At 38.1% G+C, this 14,207-nt stretch carries 13 protein-coding genes; all 13 read right to left on the reverse strand.

The window, feature by feature from the left end; genetic code table 11:
• Window positions 1–34: 34 nt before the first annotated feature.
• The 13 genes from V8V91_RS05855 to V8V91_RS05915 all read right to left on the reverse strand — a co-directional run bounded on the left by V8V91_RS05855 (window position 35) and on the right by V8V91_RS05915 (window position 14,193).
• The gene (locus V8V91_RS05855; RefSeq protein WP_373399257.1) at window positions 35–391 is read right to left on the reverse strand and encodes a putative collagen-binding domain-containing protein; all 357 of its coding nucleotides are present in this window, start codon (window positions 389–391) and stop codon (window positions 35–37) included.
• Window positions 388–1,377: a DUF4038 domain-containing protein gene (locus tag V8V91_RS05860; RefSeq protein ID WP_373399258.1), complete on the reverse strand. Its 990-nt coding sequence runs from the start codon at window positions 1,375–1,377 to the stop codon at window positions 388–390. Before V8V91_RS05860 ends, V8V91_RS05855 begins: the two co-directional genes overlap by 4 nt.
• Window positions 1,378–1,662: 285 nt before the next feature.
• A complete protein-coding gene (locus V8V91_RS05865; RefSeq protein WP_373399259.1) occupies window positions 1,663–2,652 on the reverse strand; it encodes a nucleoside hydrolase in 990 nt (329 codons plus the stop codon).
• Between the two features lie 638 nt (window positions 2,653–3,290).
• The gene (locus V8V91_RS05870; RefSeq protein WP_373399260.1) at window positions 3,291–3,827 is read right to left on the reverse strand and encodes an alpha-L-rhamnosidase C-terminal domain-containing protein; all 537 of its coding nucleotides are present in this window, start codon (window positions 3,825–3,827) and stop codon (window positions 3,291–3,293) included.
• On the reverse strand, window positions 3,806–4,909 hold the full coding sequence (locus V8V91_RS05875) for a family 78 glycoside hydrolase catalytic domain (RefSeq protein ID WP_373399261.1): 1,104 nt from the start codon (window positions 4,907–4,909) through the stop codon (window positions 3,806–3,808). Before V8V91_RS05875 ends, V8V91_RS05870 begins: the two co-directional genes overlap by 22 nt.
• On the reverse strand, window positions 4,855–5,610 hold the full coding sequence (locus V8V91_RS05880) for an alpha-L-rhamnosidase N-terminal domain-containing protein (RefSeq protein ID WP_373399262.1): 756 nt from the start codon (window positions 5,608–5,610) through the stop codon (window positions 4,855–4,857). Before V8V91_RS05880 ends, V8V91_RS05875 begins: the two co-directional genes overlap by 55 nt.
• Window positions 5,611–5,732: 122 nt before the next feature.
• Window positions 5,733–6,647 (reverse strand): sulfatase, encoded by a 915-nt coding sequence (locus V8V91_RS05885; RefSeq protein WP_373400629.1) that lies wholly within the window; start codon window positions 6,645–6,647, stop codon window positions 5,733–5,735.
• A 184-nt stretch (window positions 6,648–6,831) separates the two neighbouring features.
• Entirely contained in the window at window positions 6,832–7,311 is a 480-nt protein-coding gene (locus V8V91_RS05890) for a sulfatase (RefSeq protein ID WP_373399263.1), read from the reverse strand.
• Window position 7,312: 1 nt separating this feature from the next.
• On the reverse strand, window positions 7,313–9,262 hold the full coding sequence (locus V8V91_RS05895) for a sulfatase-like hydrolase/transferase (RefSeq protein ID WP_373399264.1): 1,950 nt from the start codon (window positions 9,260–9,262) through the stop codon (window positions 7,313–7,315).
• Window positions 9,263–9,274: 12 nt separating this feature from the next.
• Window positions 9,275–9,622: an FG-GAP repeat protein gene (locus V8V91_RS05900; protein ID WP_373399265.1), complete on the reverse strand. Its 348-nt coding sequence runs from the start codon at window positions 9,620–9,622 to the stop codon at window positions 9,275–9,277.
• A 38-nt stretch (window positions 9,623–9,660) separates the two neighbouring features.
• Entirely contained in the window at window positions 9,661–10,074 is a 414-nt protein-coding gene (locus V8V91_RS05905) for an FG-GAP repeat protein (protein ID WP_373399266.1), read from the reverse strand.
• Entirely contained in the window at window positions 10,050–12,560 is a 2,511-nt protein-coding gene (locus V8V91_RS05910; RefSeq protein ID WP_373399267.1) for a VCBS repeat-containing protein, read from the reverse strand. The genes V8V91_RS05905 and V8V91_RS05910 overlap by 25 nt, the downstream gene beginning before the upstream one ends.
• Window positions 12,561–12,651: 91 nt before the next feature.
• Entirely contained in the window at window positions 12,652–14,193 is a 1,542-nt protein-coding gene (locus tag V8V91_RS05915) for a RagB/SusD family nutrient uptake outer membrane protein (protein ID WP_373399268.1), read from the reverse strand.
• Window positions 14,194–14,207: the final 14 nt, after the last annotated feature.

Here is a 14,207-nt window from a genome sequence, read left to right on the forward strand (position 1 = left end):
AGAGTTGAAATATGTCAAGTCTTTTCATGTTATTTTAATTGATCAATCCAATTTCTAAAGAAGTATCGATTTTCCCTGGAGCAGTGAATACTTCTTCGGCATCATCAACAACCAACACCCAATCATTCCCCTTACCTGCTGAAGGAGGTTTTATTAGAAATGCGTCAGAGGTATTATTAAATTGAACCTCATAGGAATTTCCCGTTCTTGGATCAAACCACCATTTTCTTAAATCCTTACTTTTCAATCCCGAAAAATCAATTTTAGTAGGCTTTCCCGTTGGGAAGTAAACCATCGCATAAGTCCCCTGATCATCTCTGGTCGCAAATACATAATTTTCATCATCGATTTGCTCGTCCAAGATCATGGACTGATCTGGAATCCTAGTCAAAAAGGACGAGATAGCATCAGGTTTTTCAAGTGTTTCACCTGATTGGCCATTGGCAAATCCAAAGCTACTTTCCAAGGACGAAGTGGCTGATTGATAGGATCTTTATCAGTATCGTACATTTGCCACACATCGTGGCAGCCATAAGTCTGCCCAAATGCTCCAGCGAAAACATTCCAGTACATAATTCTTCTTATATCTTCCGGAACACTATGTCCTAATTCTTTAGCATTAAAACAATTGGGGTGATCCTCATAAAGTGGCTCTCCATCTAGCACTGGCTTTACTGAGGCAAGATTGTAATCATAGGTAATATGGGAATAGGTGCCTTGATTGGCACAATGCCCCGTCTGATGCATATTGAAATCCAGCCAATCCTCATTATGAAACCAAGTTGAAGAACCTCCATCTTCTTTTGGCTGTGGATGAAAACTCATCAAAGTGCGGTCATATCCACCTGCTTGGGTTACAATACCTTCAGCCATGGCATTCCATACTTTCACATCATCCGAATCCAACCGGGGGTTTCTATCTCCACCGATTACCCAGATGATATTGTCAAAATCCTTCAATCGATTTCCTATCCACTCACCGAATTTTCCGGCATTTTCTACATCAAAAATTTCTGGCCCTACACCCCAACTTTCTGTAAATAGTTTATCTCCCCAAGTTGGCAGCAAAGCCACATAGAGCCCTAACTCATCTGCCTTCCGAATCGCATATTCCACATGTTCAAAATATTTTTCATTTGGTAAAAGAGGATTATTTTCAATGAGGGGATTTTCCCCATAGGGATTTGGTGAATTTAAGCCATCCAATTCTGCTAAAGCCACTGTTTGAATCACGGTAAATCCTTGTGACTTACGTTTTTCCAAATACATATCAATTTCTTCCCTATCACATCGATGAAGCAATTCCCAAGCTGTGTCGGCTAACCAAAAAAATGGAGCTCCATTTTCAGTAACTAAAAACCTTTTATTTTCACTCACTTTCAACCTTTGAGCTAATAAGCATGAAGAACATAAAAAGGTGAAAATTGAGATAAGTATATACTTTTTGTGAATGTCCATGTATTCTTTAATTGGTTATTATATGCATTATAAAGGTATAATTTTCTAGAAAAAAGTCGATTTTCTTATATCAAACAAGATTATTATATCATCCTAATCCAAAGACTTAATAGATAACTTTAAGCTATTTGATTCACTTTTATTGATGAAGAAAAATCCACATCCAGATTTCTCAAAGATTTGCAAATTCTTGACTTATTCTCGCTATTTTTTCCTAGGCTGATGCATCATGAGCTTATTGATCTCCTTCTCGATTTGCATCATGTTCTCTTTTCCTACTAATCGGAATTGTCCTTTTGCAGAAGTATCCCAGGTATTTGAACCATCATCTGCGACGACCATATTTCCTTCTTCCAAATCAAAGAACTTTTCATGACCTAAAGCCGCTACATACACAGCTGTTTGATCCCAACTCATCCGCCCATTTTTATCTTCCTCGGCCATAGGAATAGAGATCGCAAAAACATCCTTCACAGGGCTATTCTTGATCTTTTTGTTTTCTATTAAAGGAACGCCCGTATGTATTCTTTCACCAATCTCAAAACCACTATAGATGATCGGCTTTGGCCAATTAGCTATAGTATACTGTGAAGAAGATACATCTTGATTGACATTAAACTCTGAACCAGAAGGAAATTTACCAGCCATACTTACCAGCTTTACAACTTTCTGTTTCACCAATTCCACTCCGGTCAACGGAGAAAATTCATCTGGTTTAGATTGGAGTAAATTTGAGATATTGGTAAGAAATCCTACCGTAACAATGGTAACACTTGCGTCAGTCTGTGCAGCGAGAACTTTTCGATACAAGCTTACCGCATCTGGTGTTTCGCCGTTCTTTATAATCTTGTGAGGGTAGTTAGCCAGTAAAGTATCTGTCCAATGCTGCCAATCCTTCTGCTCAATTGCCTTGGAAGTCGGCACTCCTATTGGCATTTCTGGTCTGTTAAAATAGGTATTCAAAACATTCAGCACTCCTGCTACTCCTTCGTATTTTGTACTGGCTATCGTAGCTAAAATCTCAATTTCACCTTGATCAGCAAAAGCATGAAGCATTGCAATAGCTCCCACATCGTCATAATCAGGGCCCATGTCAGTATCGAATATTACTTTATCTGCTTCCTTCTTTTGCCCATAGCAGCAAAAAAATGTGAGGATTAGTAGTAAGGTTGTCACAAGGTTTTTGTAGTTCATTTTCGAGTTATTTAGGGTCTGTTTCTTTTTAATCAATATTCTGTACACTTAGTATTAGTTTTTGAAAGATTAAAAAACAATCTCTTTTCTAAAAGGAATCGAAGTCTGTGCTCCTTCTTTAGTGGTTGAAATTCCAGCAAGCTTGTTGTCTGTTTCCAATGGAGTTTAGAGTTGGACGAGAAAATATTCCGCGCCACGAATTTCTTCCTCCTCCAATTGAAGGTCTATTGGGCTCATCGCACTATTTGCTCCTGAAGCGACTCCGATGGTATTTTCACCTTGATCATCAACTATAATAATCGCTATACTACTTAGCGAAGATTCTGACCTTTAATAACTCCAATTTGATTCAAATTCAATAGGAAGCACCTGGCAATATAGAAGGTAATATACTCGGTATGAACCTCTGTCTTAAACTTAATTGCAAGGAGATTAACATCATCGAATATTTGAATACATCATCTACTCGACTAGGATCAATGTATGCGTCTTGGTTTGCAAGTACAACATAAGGACCATTGGGGTGTCTTACACAATAGGAGAACATGTTTTCATGCCTATTGAACATATGCACAAACTGACATAAAGAAGACGTTTTAATATCATAAAATTTGATTTAGTTAAAATTTAAAAATCAATTATAATGGAAGGATTAACTTATTAGAGCCTTCATTTAATTGAATTAATTTTCCATTATATAACATACTACCTTTTAACCCTAATGGTAATTCTACTTCTGCCACTAAATCTTTACCAGTTACTTCATAACTGACATTAATTATCCCTTTAGGATGTGGCATAGATACAGTTAAATCTGTCAGTGAACCTAAATGAGGAGAAATCAAAACAGATTTAAAACCTACTTCTGCTGGTTTTATTCCTGCCACTGAATTTATCATATAGTAAGCGGGATGTGCGCTCCAGGCATGACTATCTGATCTGTCATGCGAGGCAAAACCTGTTTCTCCGCAGGTGGTTAATCCCCTATCCAAAAAGTCGTACCAAAAGTCAAGGTTCTCTAAATACAAATGTTCCTGATCGGTTTTCTGCATGGCTTTGAATAAGAAGAAGGAAAAATAGGAACTGGCCATCTCTTCGAATCCATCATAGTTCAGCACTTTATTCAACAATTCTTTCTGCTCATTTTCAGGAATCACATCAGAAAGAATAGCCATGATATTGGTATGTTGAGAGAAAACATCGCTATCAGGGTAGTCAGAAAAAGACCTTTCTCTTCATCCCAACTGTTGGCACGTACGGAAGACTTGATACTTTCAGAAATACTTGCCCACTCGATTGATTTATCCCCTATTCCCAAATAGTTGTACAGTTTCACCGCACAATCCAACGTATGTACATAATTCATGGTTAACATGGTAGACTGTACCATTTCCATTTGTTCATTTGCTCTTGGAATTGAACCTTTGGTAATACTCCAATCCATGAAGTTCTTATTTCTAACAGCACCAATAAGACCAGTTTCCTCATCTAGGTGTCTTTCGTAGAATCCAAGTATCTTTTCTATGTTTGGAACAAATGGAATAATAAATTCTGCATCACCCCGTAATTCGTAGTAATCGAGTAAGGTTTGGATCCAAGCCATTGACCAAGTCCCTTGATCAAAATCAAATCTGGAAGGGTATGCAGATTTAAAAAGACCCGTTTCATTATTCTCAGACTGGGTATATAGTCGAAGCATTTCTCTTAGAAGACGATCATCTGTTGAATTATAAGTAGAGATATTAGCTATGGGTCTATTATCACCGCCATAACTCAATTGCTCATAATAAGGTGTATCATAGTAGGTTTCTCCCGAGCACATTTGCAAGGTCCGCTGACTGATCGTAAAAATCTCATTCAGTTTTGCATCATTACTTACAAAAGTTGCCATTTCTGGATAAGGATACCCTGAATATTCATTTACAAATGATGATATCTCCAGCGGCTTATCTTTTGTTTCTATTTCCAGTTTGACATAACGGAAAGCTCTTTTCCATAAGGGTCTAAATGTCCTGGAGGGCTTTCCATCAGTCTGAAAAATATCCCAAACTCCAAACATGGTTAGATTAGCTACAGAATCCCTGTGCGCCTTTAGATTTACTTTCTCATAAAGTGCCTCTGCATATTTAATTTTGATGGAACTGTTTGCTCCTCCAGAAGTGGTCAGCTCAGGATAGCCCATAGTCAACAAACCAAAATCTATCAATACAGTAGCTTCAGTATTGGCAGGTATGGATAGTTTACTTCTCCCTCCCAAGCGCCAGTACTTTTATCAAAACCTGTTATTTCTCTTATGCTCTCTGGGTAAACCGGGTGATTAGCCATAAAGGGGATATTCCTAGGAACCAGGTTCCATGGTGCTGATCCATCAAAATGCAGTGCTTCTGCATTAAGCCAGGAACTCTCATCAAACTGTATTTCTTCCCAGCCCCATGGGTATTGATTTCCATCCAAATGATCTCCTCCCCCACAAGCATAGAACCCATAAAACCAACGTTCATCAAAGAGCATTTCCTGATAAGAAATTACTGAATAGGCAGGATTCTTATATACCTTCCAACTTTTATCTGTCCTTAAAAAATCAAAATCTTCCTTTTCTACATCCAGCATAAAAGCCGTCTGAGCTGAAAAAAAGGACAGTGGTTTATCTTTTCCCCCATTGTAAACCAATGCTGCAATTACATTCTCACCTTTAGTCAAATAAGATGCAATATCCAAGACATCATATTTATAGGTCTTGAAATCACCTTTTGCAGGGCCATAGGAAACCCGCTGCCCGTTGACAAATAGATTATACCTATTATCAGCAGAAACATGGATCAATAGACTTTCAGGGGTTTCTTTTAATTCAAATGACTTCCTAAAATGATAAACTCCATAATCCGTCACATTGGCAGAAGGGTATGAAATCCAAGGAGCCTTTTCTTTGGTCTGAGAATAGAGAAAAAAAGGACTCAAAAAAAACACAAGGATGGTAAGATATCTTTTCATCATTTCAGGTCTTTTAAATTTTTATGATTCCGGGTAAAATCTCTGGAAAATTCAATAAGGATTTATAATCAATTCTTGAATGAGCTTTCCTAATCTTTAAGAAATACCCTCACTGGTTTGTCTATCAGTGATTGATCGACTCCAATATCCCTTGGTTCGCAAAACCAAACCAACTTTCCTTCCAATGTTAGATTTTCGGGGCAATCAGCTGCATCAGGATGGGTTTCCATAAATCGTTTCAACATTTCATTTTGTAATTCAGAGAGTATTTTTTCATTCTCCGGATTTTTGGAGACATCATTGGATTCGCTTGGATCTCCTTTAAGATCATAAAGTCTATGTACAATTCCAGAGGGTCCAAATCCGGTCTGATAGCCAATTCCTAAATCCCTACTCCCAGTGGTAAATATATATTTCCAATCATTGGAAGCCACCATGGCCATGTTATCCTCTAAATATTCTGAAAAGACATAAGATTTATGTTCATCTGAGCTGTCTTTTAAAATCGGAAAAAAACTTTTCCCTTGAACAAACGGGACCTCTGCCAAACCAAGCCAATCAATGATTGTAGGAAAAATATCAATGTACTCTACCAAAGCAAATGCTTTGGAGACATTACTTTGAATGTCTGGAGATTTCACAATTAAAGGCTGCCTTACAGCTTCATCCCACATGGTATGCTTTTCAAATCGTCTATGATCATTTAAAAGGTACCCGTTGTCGCTGATATACAAAATCATGGTGTTTTCTTCTAAATTATTATCTCTAACCGCATCAAGAATAATCCCTACGTTTTTATCCATGTATTCTGTTGAAGTATAATAAGCAGCTATAATACCTTTTCTCTCCTGATCAGATAAGCCACGGAATTTTGCAGGAATCCATCGTTCATCTTCTGGGCTTCCCACTGGAAGGACCATATCTTCAGTTCGATATTTATCTGCATATTCAACAGGATAGTAATAAGGATGATGAGGTTGAAAAAAGGCTGTCCATAAAAAAATGGTTTTTCTTTATTTTCTGATATGAACTTGGCAGCCTCCTTTGCATAAAAAGTTCCTTGGCTATACTCGTCTTGTATTGGATGAGGAAGATTTTGACTATTCATCCATTTCGCAATTTCATTTGCCGGATCTCCTCCATGATAGGTTTGAATGCTTGAAGGTAATTCTGGAGGATTACTCTTCTTTAAAAATCCTGATAGGAGGCATTTTCTATCCATGTATCAAAGCCATGGTTAGGAAGACCATCCGTGTAAAGTTGTGACCAAAAACCATTGTTGAAATAACTCTTCCCTACCAAAGCTGTCTGAAAGCCTTGATCTCTTAGGTATTCAGCAATTGTAACATTGCCTTCATCTGGAAATGGGGTAAAAAGCAAATTAACTCCAGTGGCATGGGGATATTTCCCCGTAAGCAAAGACTGTCTTGAAGCGCTGCAAATAGGAGAATTACAATAGGCATTGGTAAACCTCACTCCTTCATTAGCAAGCCTGTCAATATTTGGAGTCCTAATTAAATCATTACCATAGGCCCCAGTAACCTTTAGGGCGTGGTCGTCTGCAAGAATTACAATGACATTTTTTATTGGCCTGAAGGGAGCTTCTGTTGGCTTTTGGCATGAATAAATTAAACAGGTCAAAAAAAGTAGATTGAAGGATCTTTTCATCTTAATTGACAGTTATCTGTTCCCCTAATTCCTGAAGTGCCCACTCCAAAGCCCAGCTCGTAAATGAGGCAAAATTTGCGTCCTTATACTTCCGTTGAGAACCGGGTTGGCTTAAATTCTTATCCAGAACCTGATACATTACAGGAATTGCAGGACGAGCTTCTGGACCAATCAACAACAAGTTCCTTGCCGCCATCAAAGCTAACCAAGGCCGATCGTCCTGCACCCATTTTTCCAATACTTCTACAACTCCTTCCTGATATCCAAAATGAGATAAAGTCTCAGCAGCTACTATTTGTACAGAAGCAGATTCATCTTCTAAAAGGTTTTTAAGGATTTCTGAGGTATTCTTTTCAATACTTTCCAATTGCCTGATTCCCATCACAGCCCAATATCTAACACCACTATCTCTATCTTTTAAATCTGATACAAGTTCCTTTTCAGAAGCTATACCAACTTTTTCGGCCTGTGACAAAATTCTATCTAAATCAAAATCCCGACTTTTCCCATATTCATAAGGAGTGGAATTACTGCTTCTTATCATATATTCAGGTTCTGCCAATAGTCCTAGATCATGCGTTTCCAAAATCCAATCATGAAGCTGGTTTTTTAGCTTTGATTTGATTTGTTCAAAAGCTGGGTCATTTGCAAGATTCCTGGTCTCATAAGGGTCTTGGTTCAAATCATACAATTCCTCAATCGGTTTTGGCTCCCATAATTTCTGCTGTTCCGCATTGGTTTTTCCAGCTTTTTCAAGATCCCTCAGTGCTTTGAAAGCAACTTTTACATCAGAAAAAATAAATCCGGGTTGGATATAGGGTAAATGAGGCATATAGTGCCTGATGTATATATAGTCTCCATCTGTCACGGAGCGGGACATTTCTACCATATCATCAGCCCTGTCCCGGGCTCCAAAAGCAAATTCTCTTTGACTGTTATCTTTTGCTTTGGGACCTAAAAAAGCCTTCCCTTCCATCGAAATTGGAATTTCCGCTCCAGCAAGTGAGAGTACAGAAGGCGCTAAATCAATAAAACTGATCAGCTCATCCTTTTTTCCTACTAAGGAATCCAAACCTGCCCATTCCTGATATTTTTTCGGAACTGACAGGATAAAAGGAACATGCATCCCTGTTTTGTTTAACCATCTTTTGTAGCGCGGCATCCCAAAACCATGATCAGCGATAAAAAAGATTATCGTTTCCTCCAGTAAACCATCTGCCTCAAGAGAGTCCAGCACCTCCCCTACGTTTCTATCCAAAACCGTCAGAATATCATAGTAATGAGCCCAAACCTCCTTGGTTTCTTTACTATCAGGGTAATAAGGTGGAAGTTTTACTTTATTGGGATCATGAATCAAGGCAGGGTCTAAATCCTGAGTAAACGTTTTATAATTTTCAGGATTATTCACCGACCCTTCATGGGAAGGACCAATATTTATAAAGCTGAAAAAAGGTTCACCGGATGGTCTATTTCTCCAAGGAGTAATCTGAGATGACCAATGATCATAGATTCCTTCTGCTGTAAAATTATAATCTGTTTTATCCCGGTTGGTCACAAAATACCCTTCAGATTTTAGATGTTCCGGAAGGGTCTGAAGCTGTGAAGGGAATTTCACTTCTGACCTTAAATGTTGTGTACCTAGAGAAGTGGCATAAATCCCAGTGATCAAGCTAGATCTGGAAGGAGCACAAATCGGTGCAGTAGTCCAGGCATTTGTATATGCAATTCCTCTGGAAGCTAACTGATCAATAGCTGGAGTATGGGCAAAAGAATCACCATAAGCGCCAAGAGCGGGGCTGATATCTTCTGCAATTAACCAGATGATATTAGGTTGCTTACCCGTTTCCTGAGCAAACAAACTAATTGATTGAAAAAAGGAAAAGATCAGAATTATCAGCAAAATATTATTCTGGGCAATTGAAAACTGTTTCAGCGTCTTTCTAATATTCATGGCAAATTTCATTTAATCAAGTGATCCAGACATTTTGTAAATCAATGCTTTATCTCTATTCAAAATATTAAAAAAGACTTCATCTCCGGAGGCAAGTTTAATTTTTTCTATGCTTTTGGCATTTCCTTTTATGGTCAATCCACTCTCAAAACTTGGCATAAATTTAAATCCTTCAGTAGGGTCAAACATTAAAACTCCACCCAAAGAAGCGTCTTGCCTTCCTGATTGGACTTCCATTCCAAAGTCATTTCCCACATAAACCAAATCCAGATATCCGTCGTTGTTAATATCGACAAGCTCTCCGTCCAAAATCGGAGAAAACTGAGCTTCAATAGGAAGAGGAATCAAATTAAAATTCATGTCACCTAGATTTTCAAGAAAAATCGATTGAGCATATTCTACTTTTTCTCCACAGCCTGAGCGAGTTCATCCTCTCTAAAGGTTTCCCGTAAGCTGGCTTTTGCATAACTTTTATAGTTTGGGAAGCGCTTCTTAATTACCGGAATTTGACTGATCAAAAGGTCCCTTGGCATTTTAACCACTTCTGTCCCCTGATTATAGTAAGTGATGATAGGTTCAGCAGTACCATTTTTATCAAAATCACTGTAATATACTTTAGCAGCTTGATCTGGATTAGGTTTAAACAATTGGTTCTCCCCCATATTACCGATTATAAAATCTTCATCCCCATCCTGATCAAAATCTCCTAGTATTATACTGCACCACCAGCCAAGAGGAATCAAATCGGTTTGTCCGAAATCAGATTCTTTCAGCTGTCCATTTTGATTTAAAAAACTCTTACTCTTCCCCATTCCTCAGCTATAAGCAAATCCAAGAAACCATCTTTGTTGATATCTGAAAGCTCCAGATCCCTCACAATTCCAATCTTATGTGCTATGTTTTTAAGCTCAATCTCTTTCCTACTGAATTTACCGGATTGATTGATCAGAATATAGGTATCCGCTGCAAGAGGGAAATAACCTGGTAAAACACCGCCTCCAACTATTAAATCCATATCGCCATCTAAATCGACGTCTCCAGCTTTGATCACTGAGGTATTGTTTGGATGTAGAGGAAATGCAGTTGAATCATATTCAAAACCTCCATCTTTGTTACCTAAATACAATCTGTCAAAATATCCAGAGTTTCCTGGTTCAAATTGTCCGCCTCCACTTCCTATTACCAAATCCGGGAAAGAATCTCCATTGGCATCCATGATCAAAGCACTTGCATCATGAAATGGAATTGAGGGATCAAATTGCTGAAAATGAAAATTAGCTTGCTGATCTTGGAGATAAATGCTTGCAGGAAAACCTGTGGATCCACCTATAAAAACGTCAGACAACCCATCTCCATTTAAATCTCCAACAGCAGAGCTTGGTCCGTCCTGCGAAAACTTTCTTGGGATGGCACCCTGAATTTCAAAGTCATTGAAATCATCTTCAACATGTTGAAAGTCTAATCCCAGGATATTGGTTTCTTCGAAATAGGTTTGATTATTATTAGAAATAAAAGAGGGTAAGACAGGTTGATTGGGTTGATATTTTATCAGCATCTCAGTATTTAGATCAGGAATCTCCACTGATTGAAAACTGCCATCAGGCCATTGAACGAAAACTAAATCAATATCTTCTTCTTTCTTGATTCCGAAAATCAATCTTGGGTCAACAGAAGATTTATAGCCCCTAACAGGCGACTTTTCAAGTAATTGAATTCCTTTTGTAGTTTTTATCCAGATTTTAGCTCCGATAGCTTCTAAGTTTCCAGGAGGACCTTCAAGGTTTATCCGAATAAAAGAAGGATTCCCAATTGAATTTTCGATGGAATTGTTTTTAAAAAGAGATGCTTCCTGATCAATATTATTGGTTACCAGGTCCAAATCACCATCGTTATCCAAATCAGCATAAACAGCTCCATTGGAAAAAGTCTCTTGATCCAATCCCCAATTGAGACTTTGGTCCCTGAACGTAAGATCTCCCTGATTTTGAAATAAAAAATTATGAAGTTTTACTCCTTCCAGATTATTCATCTCAGAAATAATATCTCTCTTATTGGATTCTTTTGTCCCAAATGCGGATTCACTTTGAGTATAAACGATGTAATCTAAATTGGTAACATCCTTTCTATATCCATTGGTAATAAGTAAGTCTTTGTTCCCATCTAGGTCAAAATCCGCAAACAAACTAGCCCAGCTCCAATCTGTTTTTGCAATCCCTGCCAATTGGCCAATTTCGCTAAAAACTCCTCCTTGGTTCAATTGAAGTGTATTCCTGACATATTGAGGCTGATATCCTTGCTGCAATGACATTTGAAACTGATTGTAACTCGCGGGCATGAGCATCATTTTCTCCCTGTAATTGTCTATCGGCAACATGTCCATGACCACTATATCAGTCCAGCCATCATTATTATAATCCGCCACATCATTCCCCATTCCATTGAAAGTCTGATGACTGACTCTACTGTTTATTTCATCAGCAAATGTCCCATCCATCTGATTGATGTACATCAGATCATTCGATAAAAAATCATTTGACACATAAATATCCGGCCATCCGTCTCCATTTAAATCCGAGACTGAAACTCCAAGTCCCCAACCTTCTTTTAGAATTCCCGCTTGAACTGTGACGTCTAGATAATTCCCATTGCCATCATTTCTGTAAAGCCTGTCATTGCTCTTCGCAGATCCATCTAAAACTTTTGGTTTGATATTACCTCTGTTGAAGTTTTCTAAAGCGTTATTTAAGACATAAAGGTCAAGATCACCATCTCTGTCATAATCGAAAAACACTGCTTGTGTACCATATCCCGGATCATCGATCCCATACTTTTTTGCTTCCTCCTTGAATGTTAAGTCACCTTGATTGACATACAATAGATTTCTGGTCTCATTCTTGGAATAACCCGCTACACTAACATAAATATCAGGATAGGAATCTTGGTTGATATCCACGATACTGACTCCTGTACACCAATTATTTTCTGTATTTATTCCTGCGTTGATGCTGATATCTTCAAACTTTAAGTTTCCCTTATTCAAATATAGCTGGCTAGAAACTTGATTTCCAGCAAAAAACAGATCCATTAAGCCATCTTTATCAAAATCAGCTACACCTATGCCAGCTCCATTGTATACATACTCAAAAACCAAAGCATTCAAAGAATCTGTTATTGCTATCGTATTAGAAAAAGTGATTCCAGAAGAGTCGGAATCAAGTAATTCAAAGACCCTAGAATCTGATGATTGGCAACCAAAAAATAAGAGGAGGATAAAATAAGAAAGATTCCATCGGATCATTTCAAGGGTTCATTTTGGGCATTTTCAATTTACATAAAAATATAAGCAGGAAGGAAAATAGATTCTCCCTCCTGCTCAACATCTCTAATTATTAATATCCTGGGTTCTGGGATAAAGCCGAGATCAAATCAAGCTCCCGCTGTGGAAATGGTTTAAGCAAGTGTGTTTCAGACCAGTTTTCATTAGCAGGACTTCCAAAATCTATATCAGTAGAAATATTGATAATTCCGGCATTATGCCATCTGACTAAATCCGCATACCTATGACCTTCAAATGCCAGTTCTACCCTTCTTTCATGCATGATATATTCCATCATTTCATCCTGAGAGGAAGTGGGTGATCGATCTGGCAAAATCTCTCCTGAGGGATCTGCTCTTCTTCTTACCACATTTACCAATTCAGCGGCTTTTTGAATGTTGCTATTTCCAAGCAACTCTGCTTCTGCAGCCATCAAATAAACATCTGCCAAACGGATCACCCGTTCATTATTCGAACCTGCATTGGGTTGAGGGTAGGTAGTATAATCTAAAAGATATTTAGAAGGTGTAGCTCCTGTAATAGACCAGCTTGAACTATAAGGGGAACCAAAATATTCATCACCTTCCCTAAAGAATGTAAAGGGAATTCTTGGGTCGTCTGGTTCAAACTCATTTTGAAGATCTTGTGTTGCATGCATCCTTCCATACCCCTGACCATTTGCACCAGGAGCACAGTTCCCTAAGAAACAAGAAGCCCTGAAAACTATAGCACGAGCTGTTCCTGCATGTCCCACATTTTGATTTCCTTCCAACCCGAAATCTACTGGTAACCAAGGGTTAAAATCTCCCCTTGTGAATTGGATTTCAAAAATGGATTCTTGGTTGTTTTCAAGACTTTCTCTAAAATTATCCCCATAATTATCCAGTAAAGAGTACCTACCACTGGAAATAACGGCATTCAATTCAGCAGCAGCTTGCGAATACTTCTGCCTGAAAAGGTAAACCTTACCCAAAAATGCTTGAGCAGCTCCTGAGGTAGCTCTACCTACATCTGTACCAGACCAGGTGGCTGGAAGATTTTCTTTAGCAAATGCTAAATCTGCTTCAACCAAATCCAAAACTTCACCAGGTTGACTATTTCCTACCTGTGAGTCAGCAATAGAAGTGATTTCATCTGAAATCAAAGGAGGAGTACCCCAATTTGTTGCAAGAACAAAATAGAAATAAGAACGGATGAACTTTGCCTCTGCTTCAAACCGAGCTTTATCTTCATCAGACAACTCAGAGTTTGGAAGTTCATTTAAAATTACATTTGCCCTCATTACTCCTTTATAGCTTTCTGAAAACAACCATCCAAAATCCCCGTTATTGGGCAACCAGTTAAAGTCGTTGTTATTATCAATCCCCTGTCCACCATGACGGGTATCATCCGAAGGATATTCTATTCCGTTGTAAAAACCTCTGCCGTTTTGTTCATAATAGAAATTAAGAATGGTACTATAAGGAGACAATGAAGCAGCCTCAAAATCTTCAAAAGTTTTATAAAACGTCTCAGAGTTTAATTCTCCCAATGGTTGCAAGTCAAGTTTATTTTCACATCCTGCTATTAGTCCAACAAGGAGAATCATTGCTATAGATATATTTCTAGTATTCATGTTATTGGATTTAG

Source organism: Algoriphagus halophilus (genome assembly GCF_041729275.1).
Lineage (GTDB): Bacteria > Bacteroidota > Bacteroidia > Cytophagales > Cyclobacteriaceae > Algoriphagus > Algoriphagus halophilus_A.